The sequence below is a fragment of the Streptomyces sp. NPDC059355 genome (genome assembly GCF_042752335.1).
In the GTDB taxonomy this organism is placed as follows: domain Bacteria; phylum Actinomycetota; class Actinomycetes; order Streptomycetales; family Streptomycetaceae; genus Streptomyces.
This window is the reverse complement of the sequence record NZ_JBHYXN010000019.1, coordinates 108,420-132,397: the sequence shown is the minus strand read 5'-3', so window position 1 is coordinate 132,397 and position 23,978 is coordinate 108,420. Positions and strand designations below refer to the sequence as shown.

General features: G+C 71.4%; 20 protein-coding genes. 14 read left to right on the top strand and 6 right to left on the bottom strand.

Features of this window, described 5'->3' with window-relative positions:
- The first annotated feature begins 47 nt into the window (after window positions 1–47).
- From ACFXGI_RS19945 to tesB, 3 genes are all read left to right on the top strand, one after another.
- Window positions 48–371 (top strand): hypothetical protein, encoded by a 324-nt coding sequence (locus ACFXGI_RS19945; RefSeq protein WP_384708084.1) that lies wholly within the window; start codon window positions 48–50, stop codon window positions 369–371.
- 167 nt (window positions 372–538) lie between these two features.
- Window positions 539–1,696, top strand: a complete 1,158-nt coding sequence (locus ACFXGI_RS19940) for an acyl-CoA dehydrogenase family protein (protein ID WP_229339548.1) — start codon at window positions 539–541, stop codon at window positions 1,694–1,696.
- Between the two features lie 18 nt (window positions 1,697–1,714).
- On the top strand, window positions 1,715–2,593 hold the full coding sequence (gene tesB / locus ACFXGI_RS19935; RefSeq protein ID WP_384708081.1) for an acyl-CoA thioesterase II: 879 nt from the start codon (window positions 1,715–1,717) through the stop codon (window positions 2,591–2,593).
- Window positions 2,594–2,604: 11 nt separating this feature from the next.
- Here tesB and ACFXGI_RS19930 read toward each other — a convergent pair whose 3' ends face one another.
- The gene (locus ACFXGI_RS19930) at window positions 2,605–3,471 is read right to left on the bottom strand and encodes a DUF4253 domain-containing protein (RefSeq protein ID WP_384708078.1); all 867 of its coding nucleotides are present in this window, start codon (window positions 3,469–3,471) and stop codon (window positions 2,605–2,607) included.
- A 67-nt stretch (window positions 3,472–3,538) separates the two neighbouring features.
- Window positions 3,539–4,000 (bottom strand): MarR family winged helix-turn-helix transcriptional regulator, encoded by a 462-nt coding sequence (locus ACFXGI_RS19925; RefSeq protein ID WP_384708075.1) that lies wholly within the window; start codon window positions 3,998–4,000, stop codon window positions 3,539–3,541.
- Between the two features lie 78 nt (window positions 4,001–4,078).
- On the opposite strand from ACFXGI_RS19925, the gene ACFXGI_RS19920 reads away from it, so the two are divergent.
- The gene (locus ACFXGI_RS19920) at window positions 4,079–4,951 is read left to right on the top strand and encodes an SDR family NAD(P)-dependent oxidoreductase (protein ID WP_384708072.1); all 873 of its coding nucleotides are present in this window, start codon (window positions 4,079–4,081) and stop codon (window positions 4,949–4,951) included.
- Between the two features lie 56 nt (window positions 4,952–5,007).
- Here the strand turns inward: ACFXGI_RS19920 and ACFXGI_RS19915 are convergent, their stop codons facing one another.
- Window positions 5,008–5,814, bottom strand: a complete 807-nt coding sequence (locus tag ACFXGI_RS19915) for a phosphatase (RefSeq protein ID WP_030868509.1) — start codon at window positions 5,812–5,814, stop codon at window positions 5,008–5,010.
- 56 nt (window positions 5,815–5,870) lie between these two features.
- Window positions 5,871–6,449 carry a TetR/AcrR family transcriptional regulator gene (locus ACFXGI_RS19910; RefSeq protein ID WP_384708069.1) on the bottom strand — a complete coding sequence of 193 codons (579 nt, stop codon included), beginning with the start codon at window positions 6,447–6,449 and terminating at the stop codon, window positions 5,871–5,873.
- Window positions 6,450–6,548: 99 nt separating this feature from the next.
- Between ACFXGI_RS19910 and ACFXGI_RS19905 the strand changes: the two genes are divergently transcribed.
- Genes ACFXGI_RS19905 through ACFXGI_RS19890 form a run of 4 tightly spaced genes read left to right on the top strand, consistent with a single transcriptional unit; the run spans window position 6,549 to window position 12,403 of the window.
- Window positions 6,549–8,165, top strand: a complete 1,617-nt coding sequence (locus ACFXGI_RS19905) for a carboxyl transferase domain-containing protein (protein WP_384708067.1) — start codon at window positions 6,549–6,551, stop codon at window positions 8,163–8,165.
- Window positions 8,166–8,181: 16 nt separating this feature from the next.
- A complete protein-coding gene (locus ACFXGI_RS19900) occupies window positions 8,182–10,302 on the top strand; it encodes an acetyl/propionyl/methylcrotonyl-CoA carboxylase subunit alpha (protein WP_384708064.1) in 2,121 nt (706 codons plus the stop codon).
- Between the two features lie 11 nt (window positions 10,303–10,313).
- Window positions 10,314–11,234, top strand: coding sequence for a hydroxymethylglutaryl-CoA lyase (locus ACFXGI_RS19895; RefSeq protein WP_384708122.1), 921 nt, complete (start codon window positions 10,314–10,316; stop codon window positions 11,232–11,234).
- 8 nt (window positions 11,235–11,242) lie between these two features.
- Window positions 11,243–12,403 (top strand): acyl-CoA dehydrogenase family protein, encoded by a 1,161-nt coding sequence (locus ACFXGI_RS19890; protein WP_384708061.1) that lies wholly within the window; start codon window positions 11,243–11,245, stop codon window positions 12,401–12,403.
- A 54-nt stretch (window positions 12,404–12,457) separates the two neighbouring features.
- Here ACFXGI_RS19890 and ACFXGI_RS19885 read toward each other — a convergent pair whose 3' ends face one another.
- Window positions 12,458–14,527: a dynamin family protein gene (locus tag ACFXGI_RS19885; protein ID WP_384708058.1), complete on the bottom strand. Its 2,070-nt coding sequence runs from the start codon at window positions 14,525–14,527 to the stop codon at window positions 12,458–12,460.
- The gene (locus tag ACFXGI_RS19880) at window positions 14,527–16,386 is read right to left on the bottom strand and encodes a dynamin family protein (protein WP_384708056.1); all 1,860 of its coding nucleotides are present in this window, start codon (window positions 16,384–16,386) and stop codon (window positions 14,527–14,529) included. The genes ACFXGI_RS19885 and ACFXGI_RS19880 overlap by 1 nt, the downstream gene beginning before the upstream one ends.
- 218 nt (window positions 16,387–16,604) lie before the next feature.
- Here ACFXGI_RS19880 and ACFXGI_RS19875 point away from each other — a divergent pair, with 218 nt between their 5' ends.
- The 6 genes from ACFXGI_RS19875 to ACFXGI_RS19850 all read left to right on the top strand — a co-directional run bounded on the left by ACFXGI_RS19875 (window position 16,605) and on the right by ACFXGI_RS19850 (window position 23,929).
- Entirely contained in the window at window positions 16,605–17,645 is a 1,041-nt protein-coding gene (locus tag ACFXGI_RS19875) for an ABC transporter substrate-binding protein (RefSeq protein ID WP_384708053.1), read from the top strand.
- Between the two features lie 71 nt (window positions 17,646–17,716).
- The gene (locus ACFXGI_RS19870) at window positions 17,717–18,637 is read left to right on the top strand and encodes a siderophore-interacting protein (protein ID WP_384708050.1); all 921 of its coding nucleotides are present in this window, start codon (window positions 17,717–17,719) and stop codon (window positions 18,635–18,637) included.
- Window positions 18,638–18,782: 145 nt separating this feature from the next.
- Window positions 18,783–20,273 carry a pyridoxal phosphate-dependent decarboxylase family protein gene (locus ACFXGI_RS19865; RefSeq protein ID WP_384708047.1) on the top strand — a complete coding sequence of 497 codons (1,491 nt, stop codon included), beginning with the start codon at window positions 18,783–18,785 and terminating at the stop codon, window positions 20,271–20,273.
- Complete coding sequence (locus ACFXGI_RS19860) at window positions 20,257–21,558, top strand: lysine N(6)-hydroxylase/L-ornithine N(5)-oxygenase family protein (RefSeq protein WP_384708044.1); 1,302 nt, start codon at window positions 20,257–20,259, stop codon at window positions 21,556–21,558. Before ACFXGI_RS19865 ends, ACFXGI_RS19860 begins: the two co-directional genes overlap by 17 nt.
- Window positions 21,555–22,142, top strand: a complete 588-nt coding sequence (locus ACFXGI_RS19855; RefSeq protein ID WP_384708041.1) for a GNAT family N-acetyltransferase — start codon at window positions 21,555–21,557, stop codon at window positions 22,140–22,142. Before ACFXGI_RS19860 ends, ACFXGI_RS19855 begins: the two co-directional genes overlap by 4 nt.
- Window positions 22,139–23,929, top strand: coding sequence for an IucA/IucC family protein (locus tag ACFXGI_RS19850; RefSeq protein ID WP_384708038.1), 1,791 nt, complete (start codon window positions 22,139–22,141; stop codon window positions 23,927–23,929). The genes ACFXGI_RS19855 and ACFXGI_RS19850 overlap by 4 nt, the downstream gene beginning before the upstream one ends.
- The last annotated feature ends 49 nt before the right edge of the window (window positions 23,930–23,978 follow it).

Here is a 23,978-nt window from a genome sequence, read left to right as displayed (position 1 = left end):
TACGTTCGCACTGCTCCCCCACCCCCACCTCGAAAGGCAGTGCCTTCGTGCGATCGATCCGCCTCGCCCTGACCGCTCTCGCCGCCGGCGGCGTCATCCTGGCCGGCGCCTCCGCCGCCTGCGCCGACAACACCTTCACCGTGTACGCGCCGATCGACAACACCTACTCGATCGTCTTCGGCGACCTGAACCAGGTGGCCGGCGACGACGTGTTCAACGCCGGCCGCGACAACACGGTCGGCTCCCACAACGGCACGGCGCCGACCGGCGACATCGGCATGGCCGCACTGCCCGGCACCCAGATCCTGGGCAACAAGGGCCTGATGCACGGCGCCGCCGGCCAGTGGACCGGCAAGATGCTCGGCAAGTGAGAGTCGGCGCGGCCGGCGGCTCCCCCCGCCGGCCGCGCCGGACATCACACCCGGTACCCCTCCGCGACTCTGGACAGCCCACCCGACCCACCGGTAACTTAATAGTCTGAGCAAGCGCTTAGACACGGCGCGACAGCGCGACGGGCGACAGGATCGAGGAGGCGGCTGTGCGCCGTACCGTTTTCAACGAGGACCACGAAGCGTTCCGCGAGACCATCCGCGCCTTCATAGAGGCCGAGGTCGTCCCCGTCTACGACGAGTGGTTCGCGGCCGGCCAGGCCCCGCGCGACTTCTACTACAAGCTCGGCGAGCTGGGCATCTTCGGCATCAACGTCCCCGAGGAGTTCGGCGGCGCGGGCCTGGACACCCACAAGTTCGAGGCCGTCCTGTACGAGGAGACCTCCCGCGCGGGCGTGAACTTCGGCGGCTCCGGCGTGCACGTGCTGCTCGCGCTCCCCTACATCAAGATGCTGGCCGACGACGAGCAGAAGAAGCGGTACCTGCCGAAGTTCGTCTCCGGTGAGGAGATGTGGGCCCTGGCGATGACCGAGCCGGGCACCGGCTCCGACGTCGCGGGCATGAAGACCACCGCCAAGCTCTCCGAGGACGGCACGCACTACGTCCTCAACGGCTCCAAGACCTTCATCACCGGCGGCGTGCACGCCGACCGCGTGATCGTCTGCGCCCGCACCGCCGCCCCGCGCGAGGACGACCGCCGCTTCGGCATCTCCCTCTTCGCCGTGGACACCAAGTCCGAGGGCTACTCCATCGGCCGCAAGCTCGACAAGCTCGGCCTGCGCACCTCCGACACCGCCGAGCTGGCGTTCGTCGACGTCAAGGTCCCCGTCGAGGACCTGCTCGGCGAGGAGGGCAAGGGCTTCTACTACCTCGGCCACAACCTGGCCTCCGAGCGCTGGGGCATCGCGTTCGGCGCGTACGCCCAGGCCGCCGCGGCCGTCCGGTTCGCCCAGCAGTACGTCACCGACCGCACCGTCTTCGGCAAGCCGGTCGCGCACTTCCAGAACACCAAGTTCGAGCTGGCCGCCTGCCAGGCCGAGGTGGACGCCGCCCAGGCCGTCGCGGACCGCGCCCTGGAGGCCCTGGACGCCGGCGAGCTGACCCCCGCCGAGGCCGCCTCCGCGAAGCTGTTCTGCACCGAGGTCGCGCACCGCGTGATCGACCGCTGCCTCCAGCTGCACGGCGGCTACGGCTACATGAACGAGTACCCGATCGCGCGCCTGTACGCCGACAACCGCGTCAACCGCATCTACGGCGGCACCAGCGAGATCATGAAGTCCATCATCGCCAAGGCGATGGGGCTGTAAGGCCCTGGCCTTCACTCCATGAACGAGGCACTGACGACGCTCCTCGATCTGCTCGACCTGGAGCAGATCGAGGAGAACATCTTCCGCGGTACCAGCCGTTCGGCGCTGGTACCGCGCGTCTTCGGCGGCCAGGTCGCGGCCCAGGCCCTGGTCGCGGCCGGGCGGACCGTGCCCGAGGACCGCGCCGCGCACTCACTGCACTCGTACTTCCTGCGTGCCGGGGATCCCGGCGCGCCGATCGTCTACGCGGTCGACCGGATCCGCGACGGGCGCTCCTTCACCACCCGCCGGGTCGTCGCCGTCCAGCACGGCCAGCCGATCTTCCACCTCTCCGCGTCCTTCCAGACGTACGAGGAGGGCCTGGACCACCAGGCCGCGATGCCGGACGCACCCGATCCGGAGAGCCTGCCGACGGCCGCCGAGGCGCTGCCCGCGTACCGGGAGATCTTCCGCGACCCGGGCACGGTGGAGCGGCTGATCGAGGCGCGCGGCGCCGTGGACCTGAGGTACGCGACCGTCCCGCCCTGGGGCAGCGTCGGCAAGCCGGTCGAGCCGCGCTCGCAGGTCTGGTTCCGTACGGCCGGGAAGCTGGAGAGCGACGACGCGCTCCTGCACACCTGCCTGGCCACGTACGTCTCGGACATGACCCTGCTCGACTCGGTGCTGCTCGCGCACGGCCGGGGCGGCTGGGCGGTCGGCGACGTGGTGGGCGCCTCGCTGGACCACGCGATGTGGTTCCACCGGCCGTTCCGCGCCGACGAATGGCTGCTGTACGACCAGGAGTCCCCCTCGGCCGCGGCCGGGCGCGGGCTCGGGCAGGCCCGTATCTGGACCCAGGACGGGCGCCTCGCCGTGACCGTCATCCAGGAGGGCGTCGTACGCGTCCCCCGCGCGTAACGCCCGCTCCGTCAGTCCCACCAGAACGCCCAGTGCTCCGAGCCGGCCACGGCCTCGTCGGCATACGCGCGGACGCTGCCCGAGCCCTGCCACACGTTGTCGGGGCAGAAGGCGAAGTGCTCGGCGGCGACCGGCAGCGCCGCGACCGTCGTCGGGAGCGGGGCGGCCACGGACAGGTGGACCTCGTCGAAGCCGACTGCGATGAGGCGGGCACCGAACCGCTCCTCCCACGAGCGCATGACGGCGGAGAGCAGGGCCGTGTCGTTCTCGTGGTTCGCCGCCCCCCGCCAGCCCATCGCGGTGGGTACGTCGGCTCCCCGGGCGGCGGGGACCAGCGCGAGCCGCGGGCCCGGCAGGACCCCGTCCCGGATCAGGCCGTCGGCGAGGGCGAGGGCGACGGCCTCCGGGTCCGCCCGCGGGCTCCGGTGCTCCGCGAGGCCCGGCCAGTCGCGGCCGAAGGGGGCTATGAGCCCCGCGCCGTCGGGGCCCTCCCCCTCCTCGGGGTCGGGGACGACACCGGCCCAGAACTCGCGCAGCACCGGCTCGACGTGGTGGTCCTCGGGGTCGGACATCGAGCCGGGGCACAGCTCGTCGCGGGTCCACCAGTCCTCCAGGCCGCGCCGCTCGTGGAGCAGCACCGCCTGAAGGCCCGCGCCGGTCCGGGCCAGGCGGGAGCGGCAGGCGGCGAGCACACCGACGCCGACGGGCTCGTCGGAGACCCACAGCAGCGGCTCTCGGCGCGCCCTGGACCGCAGCAGGGACCGCCCTCGGGGCCGGTCGATCAGCGTGCCCGGCGGCAACTCCAGCCCCAGGGCAAGGCCTTGCGGGTCCTCGGCCAGCGGGGACAGCGCGTTCTGCTTCGTCGGCGGTTTCGTCATGCCTTCGACGCTAGGGCCCGGCACTGACAACGCCCTTTCGGCGAGGGGGCGGTGGGGCCGGGACCGGCTACGCCTCGGGCCGGGCCTTGAGCTTGGCCCAGATCGCCTCCAGCGCGGCTATGTCCGCGTCGTCGAGGCGGTCGTCGAAGACCTCGGCGAGGGCCTCGCGGCGGGTGGCGTCGGCCTCCGCGAAGGCGCGGCGGCCCGCCTCGGTGAGGGTGATGCCCACGGACCGGGCGTCCGTCGGGGACGGGACCCGCTCGACCAGGCCGCGGGCGCGGAGCGAATCGGCGACGCGCGAGACCTGGCTGCGGCTGAGCAGGGTCCTGGTGCCCAGCTCGGACGGGGCGACCGGCTCGTTCTGGACGCTCAGCCACAGCATGACCTCGAACCACGACAGCGGCAGGTCGTGCCGGCGCGTGAGCGCCTGGTCGACCCGGGCGGTGAGGGTGGTTCCGGCCCAGACCAGACCGTAGAAGGCGTGGTCGCGGGGGTTGAGGCCGTCCAGATTGAGCTGCGTGTGCGCCATGGGGGAAGGATACCGGGTTGCGTGCACGCGCACACATCGTTAATGTGTGTGTGCACGCACAAATCTAGGGAGCCTTCCATGAGCACCGCCAAGAGCACCGACACCGCCGCCAAGACCGTCCTCATCACCGGCACCTCCTCCGGCATCGGCCTGGCCGCCGCGGTCGCCGCCGCCCGGGCCGGCTGGCACACCGTCGCCACCATGCGCGACACCACCCGCGCCGACGCCCTGAACAAGGCCGCCGCCGAGGCCGGCGTCGCCGAGCTCGTCCAGGTCAAGCGGCTCGACGTGACGGACGCGCAGTCCGTGGCGGCGTGCATGGCCGAGGTCGTCGCCGAGCACGGACACCTCGACGCGGTCGTGAACAACGCGGGCGCCGGCTTCGTGGGCACCATCGAGCAGCACGGCATGGAGCAGCTGCGGAACGTCATGGAGGTCAACTTCTTCGGCGTCGCCGAGCTCACCCGCACCGCGCTCCCGCACCTGCGCGCCTCGGGCGGCCGGGTCATCACCGTGACGAGCGTCGGCGGCGTCATCGGCCAGCCGTTCAACGAGTCCTACTGCGCCGCCAAGTTCGCCGTCGAGGGCTTCATGGAGTCCCTGGCCCCGGTCGCCGCGGCCATGGGCGTCCAGGTGTCCATCATCGAGCCGGGCGCCGTCGCCAGCGAATTCGTGAACAACGTCGGGCTCGACATCCCGGCACTGCTCACCCAGGCGGGTCCGTACGCCCCGGCCCTGCAGGGCTACATCAACCACGCCCTGCAGTCCTTCGGCAGCGACACCGCCCAGACCTCGGAGCAGGCGGCGGCGCCGGTCGTCGACGCCCTGACCGCCGAGAAGATGCCGTTCCGGATCCAGACGTCCGACTGGGCGCGCGCCTTCGTCGGCATGAAGCTCGCGGACCTGGACGGCTCGGCCGTCCAGACCGAGATGACGAGCTGGCTCAGCTAGCCGGCGGCGCACCACGCACACCGGCGGGGCCGCGGCGACGCCCCGCCGGACACCCCTTAGAGCAGACCCGCCGACGACAGCAGGTACGCCACCATCGGGTCGTAGAATCGCGGGTCGCGGACGTGGTCGTCGAGGGGGACCGCCACCTGGAGGGTGCCCTCCGCCTCGCCGAGGAACAGCGCCGGATCGTTGCAGTCCGCGTACCCCACCGCGTCCAGCCCGCGCTGCGCCGCGCACCCCGCCCAGCCGTGGTCGGCGACGACCAGGTCCGGCTGGGGGCGGTTCGCCGCCGCCAGGCCGTCCAGGATCGCGGCCATCGGCTCCGGGGAGTGGGTGTGCCACAGCGTGGCGCCCCGCTCCAGCACGGCGACGTCCGCGAACTGCCACACCGAGCCCTCGTCCGCGACCAGGCCGGCGGGGATCACCACGATCTCGCAGCCCGCCGCGCGCAGCGCCGCGGCCGTCGCCCGGTGGACGTCCAGCAGGCCGCCCGGGTGCCCCGTGGCGAGCAGCACGCTCTGCCGGTCCAGGGCCGCCTTCCGCAGTCGCGCCGCCATCCGGTCGAGGCCGGAGACGGTCAGCTCCGGGTCGATGGTGTCCTGGCCGAAACGGTGCGCGGCGTCGTCGACGACCCCGACCCGCTCCGCCATCACGGCGAGCACGTCCTGCTCGTCCGTCCAGCGGTCGCCCAGCTCCAGGCCCAGCCAGTAGTGCCGGTCGCCGTTGGCGAGCTTGCGGTAGTGCGACAGGTTGTTCTCACGGGGCGTCGCGACCTGACCCGAGATCCGGGTGCGGACCAGATGGTCTACGAGCTCGGCGCGGGTCGGTACGTGCGTCTCTATCGGCTTCGGCATGCGGCCCATTCTGCCGCCGCCGGGCCCCGGACGCCGGTGCCATTCCGACCAGCGGACGCGTCGCCTCACCCCGACAGCGCCCCGAACGCCCCGTGCACGAGGCGCCGCAGCAGGGATTCCGTCGCCTCCCGGCCGAGCGCCGCCAGGTGCGGGGTGGAGTTGAGCAGGCCGAAGACGGCGTGCACGGATACCCGTACCTCCGCCTCGCCGACCTGTGGGTGCAGTTCCCGTACGACCTCCACCCACAGCTCGACGTACTGCCGCTGCAGCTGCCGTACGAGCTTGCGGTCGGCCTCCCGCAGCCGGTCCAGCTCCCGGTCGTGCAGGGTGATCAGCGCCCGGTCGTCGAGCGCGAAGTCGATGTGGCCGTCGATGAGGGAGGCCAGTACGCCTTCCGGGTCGCCCGCGGCCTCGGCCACCCGGTGGCGGCCGCCCGTCAGCAGCCGCTCGCTGATCCCGACGAGCAGCTCGGCCAGCATGGCGTCCTTGCCCGCGAAATGGCGGTAGAGGCCGGGGCCGCTGATGCCCACGGCGGCCCCTATCTCGTCCACGCCGACGCCGTGGAATCCGCGCGCGGCGAAGAGACGGGCGGCCTCGCTGAGGATCTGCTCGCGACGGGTCGGGGCGGCGGCTCTGGTGCTCATGGGAATCCATTCTAGACAGGGCCGTTAGCGCTCGTTAACCTAAGCTGTACATGCGTTAACGCTCATTAACAGCGTGCACCGAGCAAGGGAGCTCGACCGATGCAGCAGGCACCAGTGCTGACGAGCGCCGCGGACCCGGCGTCCGAGGCCTGGCGGACCAACGAGGCCGCCCACCGCGAGCTCACCGAGGGGCTGCGCGCCCGGCTCGACGCGGCCCGGCTCGGCGGCGGCGAGAAGGCCCGCGCCCGCCACACCGCCCGAGGGAAGCTCCTCCCCCGCGACCGGGTGGACGCCCTCCTCGACCCCGGATCCCCCTTCCTGGAGCTGGCCCCGCTGGCCGCCGAGGGCATGTACGGGGGTGCGGCTCCGGCCGCCGGGGTCATCGCCGGCATCGGCCGGGTCAGCGGCCGCGAGTGCGTGATCGTCGCGAACGACGCCACCGTCAAGGGCGGCACGTACTACCCGATGACCGTCAAGAAGCACCTCCGCGCGCAGGAAGTGGCCCTGGAGAATCGTCTCCCCTGCCTCTACCTCGTCGACTCGGGCGGCGCCTTCCTCCCCATGCAGGACGAGGTCTTCCCCGACCGGGAGCACTTCGGCCGCATCTTCTACAACCAGGCGCGCATGTCGGGCGCCGGCATCCCGCAGATCGCCGCCGTCCTCGGCTCCTGCACGGCGGGCGGCGCCTACGTCCCGGCGATGAGCGACGAGGCCGTCATCGTCCGCGGCCAGGGCACGATCTTCCTCGGCGGTCCGCCGCTGGTGAAGGCCGCCACCGGCGAGGTGGTCACGGCCGAGGAGCTCGGCGGCGGCGAGGTCCACTCCCGGACCTCGGGCGTCACCGACCACCTCGCGGAGGACGACGCGCACGCGCTGCGGATCGTACGGAACATCGTGGCGACCCTGCCCGAGCGCGGAGCCCTGCCCTGGTCGGTCGAGGCGCCCGAGGAGCCGAAGGTGGACCCGTACGGGCTGTACGGCGCGGTGCCGGTCGACTCGCGCACCCCGTACGACGCCCGCGAGATCATCGCCCGGATCGTGGACGGCTCCCGCTTCCAGGAGTTCAAGTCGGAGTACGGGCAGACGCTGGTCACCGGCTTCGCCCGGATCCACGGCCACCCGGTCGGGATCGTCGCCAACAACGGCATCCTGTTCTCGGAATCCGCCCAGAAGGGCGCGCACTTCATCGAGCTGTGCGACCAGCGCGGGATCCCGCTCCTCTTCCTCCAGAACATCTCGGGCTTCATGGTCGGCCGCGACTACGAGGCCGGCGGCATCGCCAAGCACGGCGCCAAGATGGTCACGGCCGTGGCGTGCACGCGGGTCCCGAAGCTGACGGTGGTCGTCGGCGGCTCGTACGGGGCCGGCAACTACTCGATGTGCGGGCGGGCGTACTCGCCGCGCTTCCTGTGGATGTGGCCCAACGCCAAGATCTCCGTGATGGGCGGCGAACAGGCTGCGTCCGTGCTGGCGACCGTCAAGCGGGACCAGATCGAGGGCGCGGGCCAGGAGTGGCCGCTCGAGGACGAGGAGGCCTTCAAGGCCCCGGTCCGGGCGCAGTACGAGGAACAGGGCAACGCCTACTACGCCACGGCGCGGCTGTGGGACGACGGGGTCATCGACCCGATGGAGACCCGGCAGGTGCTGGGGCTGGCCCTGACCGCGTGCGCGAACGCTCCGCTGGGCGATCGCGGCTTCGGCATCTTCCGTATGTGACGTGAGGACCTCACTGATGTTCAGCACTGTTCTGGTCGCCAACCGGGGCGAGATCGCGGTACGGGTCATCCGCACGCTGCGGGAGCTCGGCGTGCGGTCCGTGGCCGTCTTCAGCGACGCGGACGCCGACGCGCGGCACGTACGGGAGGCCGACACGGCCGTCCGGATCGGCCCGGCGGCGGCCGCCGAGAGCTACCTGTCGGTGGAGCGGCTGCTCGACGCCGCGCGGCGGACGGGCGCCGAGGCGGTCCACCCCGGGTACGGGTTCCTCGCCGAGAACGCGGCCTTCGCGGCGGCGTGCGCACAGGCGGGACTGGCCTTCATCGGGCCGCCGGCCTCCGCGATCTCCCTGATGGGCGACAAGATCCGGGCCAAGGAGACGGTGAAGGCTGCGGGCGTGCCCGTGGTGCCGGGCTCCTCGGGCAGCGGGCTGTCGGACGCCGAACTGGTCGCGGCGGCCGAGGAGATCGGCATGCCGGTGCTGCTCAAGCCGTCCGCGGGCGGCGGCGGCAAGGGCATGCGGCTGGTCCGCGAGGCCGGGCTGCTGGGCGAGGAGATCGCGGCGGCCCGCCGCGAGGCGCGGTCCTCGTTCGGCGACGACACGCTGCTCGTGGAGCGGTGGGTGGACCGGCCCCGGCACATCGAGATCCAGGTGCTGGCGGACGCCCACGGGAACGTGGTGCACCTCGGTGAGCGCGAGTGCTCGCTGCAGCGGCGCCACCAGAAGGTGATCGAGGAGGCCCCGTCGGTCCTGCTCACGCCGGAACTGCGGGCCTCGATGGGCGCGGCGGCGGTGGAGGCGGCGCGGTCGTGCGGGTACGTCGGCGCGGGAACGGTGGAGTTCATCGTCCCGGGCGGGGACCCCTCCTCGTACTACTTCATGGAGATGAACACCCGGCTCCAGGTGGAGCACCCGGTCACGGAGCTGATCACCGGCCTCGACCTGGTGGAGCAGCAGCTGCGGGTGGCGGCGGGCGCGGAGCTGGGCTTCGGGCAGGCCGACGTCACCCTGAAGGGCCACGCCATCGAGGCCCGCGTCTGCGCCGAGGACCCGGCGCGCGGGTTCCTGCCGTCCGGCGGCATGGTGCTGGCGCTGTCCGAGCCCTCCGGTGGTGCGGTGCGCACGGACTCCGGGCTGCTGGCCGGGGTGGACACGGGCTCCACGTACGACCCGATGCTGTCGAAGGTCATCGTCCACGGCCCCGACCGGGCGACGGCCCTGCGCATGCTGCGGGGCGCCCTCGCCGACACCGTGATCCTGGGCGTCCAGACCAACGCCGGCTTCCTGCGGAGGCTGTTGGCCCATCCGGACGTGGTGTCCGGGAACCTGGACACGGGACTGGTGGAGCGGGACCTGTCCGGCTTGCTCCCGGACGGCGTGCCGCCCGAGGTGTACGCGGCGGCGGCCCTGCTGGCCCAGGCTTCCCTCCCCCACCCCGCCCCTTCCCGGAACCCTGCCGGAGGCTCGGGGGACCCGGGCTGGGTGAACCCCTTCGGGGCCGGCGACGGCTGGCGCCTCGGCGGAACCCCGGCATGGACGGTCCGCCACTTCCGCCTCCCGGGCCAGGACCCCCTCGCGGTCCGCACCCGGCAGCGGGGCACGGAGCAGGAGATCCTCCTCGCCGACCAGGGCGCCGCGGCCGGCGACGGCGCCGCTCCGGACGCGGCCCCTGCGGGGTTCGAGGCGCGGGGTCCGGGGCAGAGCCCCGGGACGCCGGCCCGCGGCCGCATCGTCAGCCGCGACCACGACCGGCTCACCATCGAAGTGGACGGCGTCACGCACCGGTTCCACCACGCCGCCTCCCCGGACGGGGTCTGGCTCGGCCGGGACGGCGACTCCTGGCACGTCCAGGCGCACGACCCGGTCACGGCGAAGGGCGCGGCCGGCGCAGGGGCCGACACCCTCGCCGCCCCCATGCCCGGCACCGTCACCGTCGTCAAGGTGGCCGTCGGGGACAAGGTCGCGGCCGGGCAGAGTCTGCTCGTCGTCGAGGCGATGAAGATGGAGCACGTCATCTCCGCCCCGCACTCCGGCACGGTCACCGAGCTGGACGTCTCCCCCGGCAGCACCGTCGCCATGGACCAGGTCCTGGCCGTCGTCACCCCGGACGAGGACGAGAAGGAGGAGAGCGCGTGAACGGGCTGCCCATGACGTTCCCGGCCCCCGAGCTGCCGGCCCGCGTCCGCATCCACGAGGTCGGTGCACGCGACGGGCTGCAGAACGAGAAGACGGCCGTACCCACCGCCGTGAAGGCCGAGTTCATCCACCGGCTCGCCGCCGCCGGCCTCACCACCGTCGAGGCCACCAGCTTCGTGCACCCGAAGTGGGTGCCCCAGCTGGCCGACGCCGAGCAGCTGTTCCCGGAGCTGCGCGACCTCCCCGGGGTGCACCTGCCGGTCCTCGTCCCCAACGAGCGCGGCCTCGACCGGGCGCTCGCCCTCGGGGCCACCCGGATCGCCGTCTTCGGCTCGGCCACCGAGACCTTCGCGTCCCGCAACCTCAACCGGACCGTCGCCGAGTCCCTCGCCATGTTCGAGCCCGTCGTGGCCCGCGCCAAGGAGGGCAAGGCGCACGTCCGCGGCTACCTCTCCATGTGCTTCGGCGACCCCTGGGAGGGACCGGTCCCGGTCCACCAGGTGGTCCGCGTGGCCAAGGCCCTGCTCGACCTCGGCTGTGACGAACTCAGCCTCGGCGACACCATCGGCGTGGCCACCCCGGGCCACGTCCAGACCCTCCTCAGCCAGCTCAACGAGGAGGGCGTGCCGACCGACCGGATCGGCGTGCACTTCCACGACACCTATGGCCAGGCCCTGTCCAACACCCTCGCCGCGCTGCAGCACGGGGTCACCACCGTCGACGCCTCCGCGGGCGGCCTCGGCGGATGCCCGTATGCGAAGAGCGCCACGGGCAACCTCGCCACCGAGGACCTGGTGTGGATGCTCGACGGTCTCGGCATCGAGACCGGCGTCGACCTGGCCGCCCTCACCGCCACGAGCGTGTGGATGGCCGAACAGCTGGGACGCCCCAGCCCCTCCCGTACCGTCCGCGCCCTCTCCCACAAGGAGTAACGAACACCATGGCCCTCGACCACCGGCTCACCCCTGAGCACGAGGAACTCCGCCGCACCGTCGAGGCGTTCGCGCACGACGTCGTGGCGCCGAAGATCGGCGACCTGTACGAGCGGCACGAGTTCCCGTACGAGATCGTCCGCGAGATGGGCCGCATGGGCCTGTTCGGCCTGCCCTTCCCGGAGGAGTACGGCGGCATGGGCGGCGACTACCTCGCCCTCGGCATCGCCCTGGAGGAGCTGGCCCGCGTCGACTCCTCGGTCGCGATCACCCTGGAGGCGGGCGTCTCGCTGGGCGCGATGCCCCTGTACCTCTTCGGCACCGAGGAGCAGAAGCAGCAGTGGCTGCCGAAGATGTGCTCCGGCGAGGTGCTCGGCGCCTTCGGCCTGACCGAGCCGGACGGCGGCTCCGACGCCGGCGGCACCCGTACGACGGCCGTCAAGGACGGCGACGAGTGGGTGATCAACGGCTCGAAGTGCTTCATCACCAACTCCGGTACGGACATCACCGGCCTGGTCACCGTCACCGCCGTGACGGGCCGCAAGGCGGACGGCCGCCCGGAGATCTCCTCGATCATCGTCCCGTCCGGCACCCCGGGCTTCACGGTGGCCGCGCCGTACTCCAAGGTCGGCTGGAACTCCTCGGACACGCGTGAGCTGGCCTTCGACAACGTACGGGTGCCGCTGGCCAACCTGGTCGGCCAGGAAGGCCGCGGCTACGCCCAGTTCCTGCGCATCCTCGACGAGGGCCGCATCGCGATCTCGGCGCTCGCCACCGGTCTGGCCCAGGGCTGCGTGGACGAATCGGTGAAGTACGCGAAGGAGCGCAAGGCCTTCGGCCGGCCCATCGGCGACAACCAGGGAATCCAGTTCAAGCTGGCGGACATGGAGATGCGCGCCCACATGGCCCGCATCGGCTGGCGTGACGCGGCCTCGCGCCTCGTGGCCGGGGAGCCGTTCAAGAAGGAGGCGGCGATCGCGAAGCTGTACTCCTCGACGGTCGCGGTCGACAACGCCCGCGACGCCACGCAGATCCACGGCGGCTACGGGTTCATGAACGAGTACCCCGTGGCGCGCATGTGGCGGGACTCCAAGATCCTGGAGATCGGCGAGGGCACCAGCGAGGTGCAGCGGATGCTCATCGCCCGCGAGCTGGGCTTCGCCGGATAGCGGGCGCGGCCGCCGGGCCCGGTTCGGCCCGGCGGCCCGGCGGTCCGTCGCGTCCTACGCCCGTTCGCGCTCCGCCTCGGAGACGAACGGCTGCAGGAAGTTCGCGATGTACTGCTCCACATCGGTGATCCGCTGCTCGAAGGCGTAGAGCTGGTCCCGCATGCCCGCCTTGGCCTGCTCGTCCTGCCGGGACTCCTCGATGTTGCGCTGGACGATGCCGATGAGGTCCTGGAGCTGGAGGTGGAGCGTTCCGCTGATCCCGCCCCACATCTCGCGCAGGTCGGCGGCGCGGCTGCCCGCGTACTGGCGGGCGGTCTGGTCCGCGGAGTCCTTCACGTGGGTGGCGAACTCCTCCGCCGCGCGCGTCTGCAGCTTGCCGGGGGCGAACAGGACCGCCCCCGAGGCAAGAAGCGGTCCGATGGCCGCGCCGATCGCAACGGCCAACCCGACCGGCGGAAGGGCCAGGCTGATCAGACCGGCCGCCGCCGCCGCGGCGGCCGCCCCGACGCCGAGCGCCGCACCGCCGCCCGCGCCGTACATCATGAGCGAGCTGGGGCGGAACATCAGCGGCACGTCGTCGCCGAGGCGGCGGCTCTCGCCCGCCTTCCCCTTGCCCGCCGCGATGGCCAGCGTGTAGATCAGGTGGTTCTGGTCCCGTTCCGCCTGGGAGCCGGTGAGTTCCGCGCGGAGCTTGTCGAGGAGGTCGGCGTGCGCCCGGATCAGCGGTTCGAGCTGGCGCACCAGATCGCCCTGCCCCTCCTCGATGACCTGGTCGAGCTCCTGGGCGCAGAAGATCTGCATGCGCTCCTGGAGCTGGACCGTGTACGCCTCCATCAGCTCGTGCTGGGCGGCGACGCGGCCGCCCCTGGTGAAGGAACGGACGGCGCGGGTCAGACGTCCCGGTCCGGTCGTGCTGTGCCACTCGTCGATGTCGCGGCTGATCTCGGTGAGGAACTTGGAGAACCTGCACTGCAGTTCGTCCTCGATGCCGAGGATCTTCCTGCTGACGATGTCGCGGATCGCGTCGGCGCTGGTGCGCAGCTGGTCCTGGGTGGACTGGCTGCGGTCGAGGAGCTCGCGCAGCTCCGCAGTCGACTTCATCAGGACCGCGCCCTCGTCGTGCAGGCGCACGCGCAGGTTGACGGCGTTGTGGCGCAGGAACTCGGCCAGCCGGACGAATTTCACCCGGGCCGCGTCGCGCATGCAGAAGACTTCCAGGGCGGACTCCAGCTGCCCGATCCCCGAGGCCCTCAGGCCCTCCTCGTCGCCGCCGGTCCGCGACCGGAGGGCTTGGAGCGCGCTGATGAAGAAGACGTTGTCGGCGGCCGGGCCGGATTCCCCGCTGAGCTCGGCGACCGCGTTGCGGCAGCGGCTCATCACCTCCGCCCGTTCCTCCTCCTCGATCCGGTCGAACTGGTTGACCACGAAGAAGATGTCGCGGTGGCCGAGCTTCCTGACCCGGGTGAGGTAGTTCTCGGTCTCGTGGAGGGTGAACGGCCGTCCCGCGTCGGTGACGAACACGACGGCGTCCACCTCCTCCAGGTACCGCAGGGTCACCAGCTCGCGGTCGGCACTCTCGTTGATCCCGGCCGAGTCCACGATCTCGACGGACCTGTGCAGCAGCTCCAGCGGCTGCTCGACGACGGCCAGCGCGAAGGACGGGGTCCGGGGTGCGCCGTGCGCGTCGAGCTGGAGGGCTACCTCCCGCTTGAACTCCTCCGTCGTGACGGCCGTTTCACCGCCCCGCCGGTCCCCGTCCCGGTACAGCCAGGCCCGCTCGGTCTCGCCCCAGCGCAGGACCGTGGTGAAGGCGGTGGCCGGATTGGCCTTGGTGGGCAGAAGCCGCTTGCCCAGCAGGGCGTTGATCAGGGTGCTCTTGCCGCTGCTGAACTCGCCGAGCACCATGATGCGGAAGGTCTCGCGCTCGAAGACCGCCCCGTTGATCCCGAGGTCCAGTGGCCCGCCCGGGGTGCCGGGCGGGGCGATGACGGCGGCGGCCTCGCCGGCCACCTGCTGCAGGCGCTGGTAGTACGAACGCAGCGTTCCGATGTTCTCGCTCCAGCCGCGGAACTGCACGGCCGGTGATTCCTGCCCGGCCGCCAACCGCCGGTTCTCGTGCGCCATCAGGCCCCTTCCAGGGGTAAGAGGAGAGCGTGCACGGAGCGGCTCAGCGTCCGCGCCGTGCTCTGGAGTGAACGCCAGTGGTCGAGGGATTCCGGCTGTGCGGCGACAGCCGTCGTGTGCAGCCGCCACCACTGCTCGTCGCGGTCCCGCGCCCGGCTGAGCAGGTGGTCGTACACCTGGCCGATGCGCGCCTCGGTCCGTGCCACCTGCTCCGCGAACGCCGCCTCGACGATCCGTTCCAGGTCGTCGATGGCCCGTTCCCGGCGCTCCGCCTGGCCGTGTTCGAGCGCCTCCGTCACCAGCGCCGTACCGGCCGCTCCCGCGATCTGCCCCACGACCTCGGCGGACATGGGCGTGAGCACGCTCTCGATGGCGGTGCCGACGAACTCCGGCAGCCAGGAGGCGTCCCAGCCGGTGGCGTTCTGCGACTCCGCGGCGGCGGCCTCCTCCGCGACCCCGGGCAGGGCCGCCGCCGGTACGATCCGCCCCGCGTCGGGGGCGGCCAGGCCCTGGAACAGCTCCTCGCCCGGCCGGTTGCGGAGCAGGGCGGCGCGCAGCCGGCGGGTGTCGTCTTCGAGCGCCCGGTCGACCGCTTCGGTGATCCACGCCTCGAACTGCTGGAGGGCCTCGGCGGTGTGCGGGATCGCGTGGAGGCGTATGAAGTGCTGCTCCTGCGGTGTGTCCAGCATCCGGGAGAAGCGCGCGGCGAGTTCGCGCGCCGCGGCGGCCCGCCGCCTGCGCGCCTCGGCGGCGATCGTCTGCACGAGCGTGGCGCGCCACTCCCCGGCGTCGGCGCTGAGCACGATCCAGTGGAAGCGGGCGCTCTCGTGGGCCGTGTGCCAGATCTGGGCGGCCCGCGCTCTGACGGGGTCGGGCCGGTACACGTCCGCGAGGGCCCGCCCGGCGGCCTCCTCCACGAGGGCGCAGGTGGCGGCGAGGAGGTGCAGTCTGCGGACGGTCCGCAGCGCGCGGCGCAGCCGGATCCCCGCCAGGTGGCCCAGGACCGCGCGGAGCGGGTCGACGCCGTCGGGTTCCGCGGCCCCGGGTGCCGCGCCGGGCGCGGGGACCGGACCGGGCAGCACCAGCGCCTCGGGGGCCAGGACCGAGACGAGGTGGTTGACGCGGCGCAGGATGTCGGCGGCCTCGTCCTCGACCTCGGCGAGCTTGGTGACGACGACGGCGAGCGGAGGGCTGTGCGGGTCGGCGGCGAGCGCCTTGATCCGGGCCTGTTCGGTGGCGAGCATCGCGCGCCGCGCCTCGGTGACGACGACCACCACGTCGCAGTCGCCGACGATCCGGGCGAGGGCGGCGGTGTCGGGCTTGCGTACTCCGGACCAGCCCTCCCAGCCGGGGGTGTCGACGAGCTCCACCCCGGTACGGGCGGGCCAGGACCCGGACGGCACTTCGACGCGTACGGTACGAAGGCCGGCCGGCCCTCGGTCCCCGGAACCCGGGGAAGCCGCGGCAGGCTCCGATCCGGCGGACTGGCCGGATCCCGCCGGTCCGGCGGGGCCCGTGGAACCGTCGGACCCGGCAGCCCCTCCGGGCTCCCCCGACTCCTGCGACGCCGCCTTCCCCGACTCGGCGGCGTACGGGCGCACCACCACGGGCGGCCCCTCCGTCGCATGCACGGACACCGGCACGCAGACCGCGCCGATCAGCTCGTTCACGAGGCGGGACTTCCCGACGTTGCTGCCGCCGATGACGCAGATCCGGGCCCGCGGGGACTCCGCGCGGCGGGCGGTGCGGCGGATCAGCGAGGCGGCGGAGTCCGCCCCGGCCCGGTCCGCCAGCAGGGCTGCCTGTTCGGCGAGTTCAGCCTGTCGCAGCTCTTGTTCGTGCTCCTCCGTACCGGCCACAGCGCCGCCACCCCACCCCGTCAGGACCTCCCGGCAGGGCCATGATGCCAACGGACGGAGCCCGGCGCCCCCGGTTCGGCGGAAGGTCCCGCATACGTGCGGCAGAGGAGGCCCCGGAGGAAACTTAGGTCCCCCTTACCGTTTCCGGCCAAGGTTAGGCTAACCTTCCCTCCGAACGGCCCAGTGGCCGCCCGGCACGCACGAAAGCGGACATAGACATGCCCAAGTCCCGTACCTCCTACCTCTCCCGCCGCGGTCTCATCGCCGCCGGCGGCGCTCTCGGCCTCGTCGCGGCCCTCACCGCGTGCGGCGGATCCGACTCGGCGAAGGGCGAGGCGGGCGACAAGGACAAGGGCGCCGCCGCCTCGGGCCCCTGGACCTTCAAGGACGACCTCGGCAAGGACATCAGCCTCAAGGCGAAGCCGAAGAACATCGTCGCCTTCACCGGCACCGCCGCCGCGCTGTACGACTACGGCATCCAGGTCAAGGGCGTCTTCGGCCCGACCAAGCTGGCCGACGGCAAGCCCGACGTGCAGGCCGGTTCGATGGACATCTCCAAGGTCGAGATCCTCGGCAACGTCTACGACGAGTTCAATGTCGAGAAGTACGCCTCCCTCCAGCCCGAGCTGCTCGTCACCAACACCTGGGACGGCACGTACTGGTACGTGCCCGAGGCCTCCAAGGACAAGATCCTGAAGCTGGCCCCGGCCGCCGCCATCGGCGTCGGCGGCGACGTCTCCATGGACAAGGCCCTGGAGCGCACCGCGGACCTCGCCAAGTCCCTCGGCGCCGACATGAACGCCAAGTCCGCCGCCGACGGCAAGGCCCGCTTCGACGCCGCCGCCACCAAGGTCCGCGAGGCCACCAAGGCCAACCCGGGCATCAAGGTCCTCGTCGGCTCCGGCTCCGCCGACCTGTTCTACGCCTCCACCGCCGAGACCTCGGCCGACCTGAAGTACTTCAAGTCCCTGGGCGTCGAGTTCATCACCCCGGACAAGCTGGACGCCGGCGGCTTCTTCGAGAGCCTGAGCTGGGAGAACGCCGGCAAGTACAAGGCCGACCTGGTCCTGCTCGACAACCGCACCGGCACCCTGCAGCCGGAGGAGCTGAAGGCCAAGCCGACCTGGGCCGAGATGCCCGCCGTCAAGGCCGGCCAGGTCGCCCCGCGCGTGACCGAGCCGATCTACTCGTACGACAAGTGCGCCAAGATCCTCGAGGACCTCGCCAAGGCCATCCAGGGCGCCAAGAAGGTCAGCTGACCCTCGGCCGGCCCACCGGCCGCCGGCGCCCCGACCAGGCGCCGCTTCCACTCCCAGGGGGGACTCTCCGCATGACCGCCACCGCATCCGACGCGACCGCCTCCGAAGCCGTCCCGGCCGCCGCCCACTTCCGGTTCTTCGAACTCGAAGTACTGCGCACCCGCCGGCTCGGGCACTCGTTCCTGCGGGTCACGTTCGGCGGAGAGTCCCTCGCGGGCTTCCGCTCGGGCGGCTACGACCAGAGCCTCTCGCTCTTCCTGCCGCCCGCGCACGAGGAACACACCGCGCTCCCGTCCACCGACGAGGACAACTGGTTCGGCGCCTGGCGGGCGATGCCCGACGCCGAACGCCCGGTGATGCGCTCGTACACCGTGCGCGAACAGCGCCGGACGGCCGAGGGCGCGGACGAGGTCGACATCGACTTCGTCCTGCACGGCGACTCGTCTCCCGCCTCGTACTGGGCCGGACGGGCCGTCACCGGCCGCCGGATCATGGCGATCGGGCCGGCCGTCGCGGAGAACAAGTCGGTACGGTTCCAGCCACCGGCCGCCACCGACGCGCTGGTGATGTACGCGGACGAGACCGCGCTGCCCGCGGCCGCCGCGATCCTGGACCGGCTCCCCGCCGGCACCCGGGTCGCGGCCTGGTTCGAGGTGCCGCACGCCGACGACCGCCTCGACCTCCAGAGCGCCGCCGACGTGGACATCACCTGGATCGTGCGGGAGGGCGGCACGGGCAAGGAGCGCGCCGAGCGCGTGGTGGAGGCGCTGCGCGCGGCCGAACTCCCGGCCGCCGAAGCCCCGTACGTCTGGCTCGCGGGCGAGGCGGGCACCATTCGGGCGATCCGCCGGCACATCGTGCAGGAACGTTCCATCGATCGGCGCGCGGTGCGTTTCACCGGTTACTGGCGCCTCGGTGCGAGTGAGGAGGAACTCCTCGCCGAGGCGTACTCGGGACAGGCCGCCAGCGAGGACCCCGCCTCCGCGCTGTAGCTTCAACCCCCTTTGGTCACCCATGAGTTGAGAGATGGGCCCCGGCTTTCGGCCGGGGCCCATCTCCATTTGGCGTGACAGTTAGGTTAGGCTAACCTAAGAACACCTTCCCCGCCCCCCTCTCCCCCTGCCCGGAGGAACGTTGATGCGCTCGCATCTGCTGAATGAGACGACCGCTGACCTGTACCGGCGTTCCGTCACGGAAGGCGTCGAGCGCGTCGCCGCGAAACTCGCGACCACCGAGCGGCCCCACACCGGCATATCCGTCGACGAACTCGCCCCGGTCATCAACGGGATCGACCTGGACAAGCCGCTCGAAGACCCGGCCGCCGTCCTCGACGAGCTGGAAGAGGTCTACCTCCGCGACGCGGTGTACTTCCACCACCCGCGCTACCTGGGCCACCTCAACTGCCCGGTCGTCATCCCGGCCGTCCTCGGCGAGGCCGTCCTCTCGGCCGTCAACTCCTCCCTGGACACCTGGGACCAGTCCATCGGCGGCACGCTCATCGAGCGCCGCCTGATCGACTGGACCGCCGAGCGCATCGGCCTCGGCCCGGACGCGGACGGCATCTTCACCTCCGGCGGCAGCCAGTCCAACTTCCACTCCCTGCTGCTGGCCCGCGACGAGGCCTGCCGCACGGTCATGCAGAACAGCGACCTGCCGCTCGCGAAGTCCGAAGTCCTGCCGAAGCTGCGCATCTTCACCTCCGAGGCCAGCCACTTCAGCGTCAAGAAGTCGGCCGCCATGCTCGGACTCGGCTACGAGGCCGTCATCGCCGTCCCGGTCGACCGCAACCGCCGCATGGACACCTCCGTGCTCGCCCTGGAGCTGGAGAGCTGCGTCCGCGAGGGCCTGTTCCCGATGGCCGTCGTCGCCACCGCCGGCACCACCGACTTCGGGTCCATCGACCCGCTCCCCGAGATCGCCCGCCTGGCCGCCGAGCACTCCACCTGGATGCACGTGGACGCCGCGTACGGCTGCGGACTGCTGGTCTCCCCGACCCGCCGGCACCTGCTCGACGGCATCGAGCACGCGAACTCGGTCACGGTCGACTACCACAAGTCGTTCTTCCAGCCGGTCAGCTCCAGCGCGATGCTGGTGCGCGACCGCGACACCCTCAAGCACGCCACGTACCACGCCGACTACCTCAACCCCCGCCGCATGGCGGAGGAGCGGATCCCCAACCAGGTCGACAAGTCCATCCAGACCACGCGCCGCTTCGACGCGCTCAAGCTCTGGATGACCCTGCGCACCATGGGCGCGGACGGCCTCGGCTCGCTCTTCGACGAGGTCATCGACCTGGCCGCCGCCGGCTGGGACATCATCGACGCCGATCCGCGCTTCGAGGTCGTCGTCCGCCCGCAGATCTCCACCCTGGTCTTCCGCTACGTCCCCCGCCTCGAGGGCGTCGATGTCCGCAAGGACCTCGTCGACGAGGCCAACCTGCACGCCCGCAAGGCGCTGTTCGCCTCCGGCGAGGCCGTCGTCGCCGGCACCAAGGTGGACGGGGACCAGTACCTGAAGTTCACCCTCCTCAACCCGCAGACCACGACGGCCGACATCGCGGCCGTCCTCGACCTCCTCGCCGCACACGCCGAGCAGTTCCTGGGAGAATCCCTTGCCGTCCACCACTGAGCCCCACGACTTCATCGGTATCGGCCTCGGTCCCTTCAACCTGGGACTCGCCTGCCTGACCGCGCCGATCGACGAACTCGACGGGCTCTTCATCGAGTCGAAGCCGCACTTCGAGTGGCACGCCGGGATGTTCCTGGACGGCGCCCACCTGCAGACGCCGTTCATGTCGGACCTGGTCACCCTGGCCGACCCCACCTCGCCCTTCTCCTTCCTGAACTACCTGAAGGACAAGGACCGGCTGTACTCCTTCTACATCCGGGAGAACTTCTACCCGCTGCGGACCGAGTACAACGACTACTGCCGCTGGGCCGCCGACCGCCTCACCAACGTGCAGTACTCCACCTCCGTCACGGAGGTCACGTACGACGAGCGGGCCGAGGTGTACGAGGTCCACACCGACCGCGGCGAGACCCACCGCGCCCGCCGCCTGGTCCTGGGCACCGGAACCCCGCCGTTCGTCCCGCAGGCCTGCGCCGGCCTCGGCGGCGACTTCACGCACAACTCCGCCTACATGCAGAACAAGGCGGAGCTCCAGCAGAAGAAGTCGATCACGCTCATCGGCTCCGGCCAGAGCGCGGCGGAGATCTACTACGACCTGCTGTCCGAGATCGACGCGTACGGCTACCAGCTCAACTGGGTGACCCGCTCCCCCCGGTTCTTCCCGCTGGAGTACACGAAGCTGACGCTGGAGATGACCTCCCCGGAGTACGTGGACTACTTCCACGCGCTCCCCGAGGAGACCCGCTACCGGCTCGAGACCCAGCAGAAGAACCTCTTCAAGGGCATCGACGGCGAGCTCATCAACGCCATCTTCGACCTGCTCTACCAGAAGAAGGTCACCTCGCCGGGCCCGGTCCCGACCACCCTGCTGACCAACACCTCGCTGAACTCAGCGGCGTACGACACCACCACGGGCACGTACACCCTGGGGCTGCGCCAGGAGGAGCAGGAGCGCGACTTCTCCCTCGCCACCGAGGGCCTGATCCTCGCGACGGGCTACAAGTACGCGCTGCCCGAGTTCCTGAACCCGGTGCGCGGGCGCCTCGCCTTCGACGGCCACGGCCGGCCGGACTCGGCCCGCAACTACAGCATCGACGTGACCGGCCGCGGGGTCTTCCTGCAGAACGGCACGGTGCACAACCACTCCATCACCTCGCCCGACCTGGGCATGGCCGCGTACCGCAACGCGTACATCGTCGGAGAGCTCCTCGGCCGCGAGTACTACAAGGTCGAGAAGTCCATCGCGTTCCAGCAGTTCGCGGCCCCGGAAGGGACCCACGCATGAGCACCACCCCGGAATGCCTCTACACACGCAGCGACGCCGTCCTCGGCAGCTTCGCGATCCGCCCGCTGGACCCCTTCGCCGACGCGGAGCTGCTCCACGGCTGGGTCACGCACCCCAAAGCCTCGTTCTGGATGATGCAGGACGCCTCGCTGCCGGACGTCGAGCGCGAGTACATGCGCATCGCCGCCCACGAGCACCACCAGGCGTACATCGGCCTGCACGAGGGCCGCCCCGCCTTCCTGATGGAGACGTACGACCCGAGCGAGCTGGAGCTCGTCGGCCTGTACGACGCCCTGCCCGGCGACGTCGGCATGCACTTCCTCGTCGCCCCGAGCGACCGGCCGCTGCACGGCTTCACCCGCGCGGTCATCACCACCGTGATGGCGGCCGTCTTCGCCGACCCGAAGACCGAGCGCGTCGTGGTGGAGCCGGACGTGGAGAACACGGCCGTGCACGCCCTCAACGAGGCCGTCGGCTTCGTCGCGGAGCGCCCGGTGCAGAAGCCCGAGAAGACGGCCCTGCTGAGCTTCTGCACCCGCGCGCAGTTCGAGGCGGCCACCGGCGTGACGGGAGCCTCCATATGAGCCTCACCGACGCGATCTCGCACCTCTCCCCCGAACTGTGGGCCCGCGCGAACCGCGCGCTGGTCCGCAAGGCCCTGGCGGAGTTCGCGCACGAGCGCCTGCTGACCCCGAAGCCGCTCGACGGCTCCGAGTCGGCGTACTCGGTCCTCAGCGACGACGGCTCGGTCGAGTACCGCTTCACCGCGGCCCGCCACGCCCTGGACCACTGGGCGGTGGACGAGGCCTCGGTCACCCGCCTGCGGGACGGCGCCGAGCTCCCGCTGGACGCCCTCGACTTCCACATCGAGATGCGCGAGGCCCTGGGCCTGAGCGCGGAGGTCCTGCCGGTCTACCTGGAGGAGATCTCCTCCACCCTGGCCGGCTCGGGGTACAAGTACACGAAGCCGCAGGTCCCGTCCGCCGTGCTCGCGAAGTCCTCCTTCCAGGACATCGAGACCGGCATGACCGAGGGCCACCCCTGCTTCGTGGCCAACAACGGCCGGCTCGGCTTCGGCGTGCACGAGTACCTCTCGTACGCCCCGGAGACGGCGAGCCCCGTCCACCTGGTGTGGGTCGCGGCCCGCAAGGACGTCTCGACCTTCACGGCCGGCGCGGGCCTGGACCACGACGCGTTCATGCGCGACGAGCTGGGCGAGGCCGCCATCGCGGGGTTCGAGGCCAAGCTGTCCGCCCTGGACCTGGACCCGGCGGAGTACCACTTCCTGCCGGTCCACCCCTGGCAGTGGTGGAACAAGACCACGGTCACCTTCGCGGCCGAGATCGCGAACCGCCGCCTGGTGCTGCTCGGCGAGGGCGAGGACGCGTACCTGGCCCAGCAGTCGATCCGTACGTTCTTCAACACCACGACGCCGACGAAGCACTACGTGAAGACCGCCATCTCGGTCCTCAACATGGGCTTCATGCGCGGCCTGTCGGCGGCCTACATGGAGGCCACCCCGGCGATCAACGACTGGCTGCACCAGCTGATCGAGGGCGACGAGGTCCTGCGGTCGGTGGACTTCTCGATCATCCGCGAGCGCGCGGCGATCGGCTACCACCACCGCCAGTACGAGCGCGCCACCGACCGGTACTCGCCGTACCGCAAGATGCTGGCCGCCCTGTGGCGCGAGTCCCCGGTCGACCACCTGCGGGACGGCGAGCGCCTGGCGACGATGGCCTCGCTGCTGCACGTCGACTCCGAGGGCAAGTCCTTCGTGGGCGCGCTGATCGAGGAGTCGGGCCTCACCCCGTCGCAGTGGCTGAAGCCGTACCTGAGGGCATACCTCCTCCCGCTCCTGCACTGCTTCTACCAGTACGACCTCGCGTACATGCCGCACGGCGAGAACACGATCCTCGTCATCGAGAACGGCGTGGTGAAGCGGGCGATCTTCAAGGACATCGCCGAGGAGATCGTGGTCATGGACCCCGACGCGGTGCTCCCGCCGGCCGTCGAGCGCGTCAGGGCCGACATCCCGGAGGACATGAAGCTCCTGTCGATCTTCACGGACGTCTTCGACTGCTTCTTCCGCTTCCTGGGCTCGATCCTGGCCGCGGAGGGCATCTGCGAGGAGGGGACCTTCTGGAAGGCGGTCGCGGACTGCGGCCACGACTACCAGGAGTCGATGCCGCAGCTCGCGGAGCGCTTCGAGCGCTACGACCTGTTCGCCGAGGAGTTCCAGCTGTCCTGCCTGAACCGGCTCCAGCTGCGCAACAACAAGCAGATGGTGGACCTCGCCGACCCGGCGGCCGCCCTCCAGCTGATCGGCACCCTCAAGAACCCCGTCGCGCCTTACGCATCGCGACGGTGATCAAAGGGGCGGGTGCGCTGCCGAATACGGTCCCTCGGCAGCGCACCCG

Coding starts and splice junctions, on each gene's coding strand:
- ACFXGI_RS19875 (WP_384708053.1), top strand. CDS start 16,605: ATGCCCAAGTCCCGTACCTCCTACCTCTCCCGCCGCGGTCTCATCGCC.
- ACFXGI_RS19890 (WP_384708061.1), top strand. CDS start 11,243: ATGGCCCTCGACCACCGGCTCACCCCTGAGCACGAGGAACTCCGCCGC.
- ACFXGI_RS19855 (WP_384708041.1), top strand. CDS start 21,555: ATGAGCACCACCCCGGAATGCCTCTACACACGCAGCGACGCCGTCCTC.
- ACFXGI_RS19920 (WP_384708072.1), top strand. CDS start 4,079: ATGAGCACCGCCAAGAGCACCGACACCGCCGCCAAGACCGTCCTCATC.
- ACFXGI_RS19885 (WP_384708058.1), bottom strand. CDS start 14,527: ATGGCGCACGAGAACCGGCGGTTGGCGGCCGGGCAGGAATCACCGGCC.
- ACFXGI_RS19915 (WP_030868509.1), bottom strand. CDS start 5,814: ATGGGCCGCATGCCGAAGCCGATAGAGACGCACGTACCGACCCGCGCC.
- ACFXGI_RS19930 (WP_384708078.1), bottom strand. CDS start 3,471: ATGACGAAACCGCCGACGAAGCAGAACGCGCTGTCCCCGCTGGCCGAG.
- ACFXGI_RS19910 (WP_384708069.1), bottom strand. CDS start 6,449: ATGAGCACCAGAGCCGCCGCCCCGACCCGTCGCGAGCAGATCCTCAGC.
- ACFXGI_RS19895 (WP_384708122.1), top strand. CDS start 10,314: ATGACGTTCCCGGCCCCCGAGCTGCCGGCCCGCGTCCGCATCCACGAG.
- ACFXGI_RS19905 (WP_384708067.1), top strand. CDS start 6,549: ATGCAGCAGGCACCAGTGCTGACGAGCGCCGCGGACCCGGCGTCCGAG.
- ACFXGI_RS19925 (WP_384708075.1), bottom strand. CDS start 4,000: ATGGCGCACACGCAGCTCAATCTGGACGGCCTCAACCCCCGCGACCAC.
- ACFXGI_RS19900 (WP_384708064.1), top strand. CDS start 8,182: ATGTTCAGCACTGTTCTGGTCGCCAACCGGGGCGAGATCGCGGTACGG.
- tesB (WP_384708081.1), top strand. CDS start 1,715: ATGAACGAGGCACTGACGACGCTCCTCGATCTGCTCGACCTGGAGCAG.
- ACFXGI_RS19850 (WP_384708038.1), top strand. CDS start 22,139: ATGAGCCTCACCGACGCGATCTCGCACCTCTCCCCCGAACTGTGGGCC.
- ACFXGI_RS19865 (WP_384708047.1), top strand. CDS start 18,783: ATGCGCTCGCATCTGCTGAATGAGACGACCGCTGACCTGTACCGGCGT.
- ACFXGI_RS19870 (WP_384708050.1), top strand. CDS start 17,717: ATGACCGCCACCGCATCCGACGCGACCGCCTCCGAAGCCGTCCCGGCC.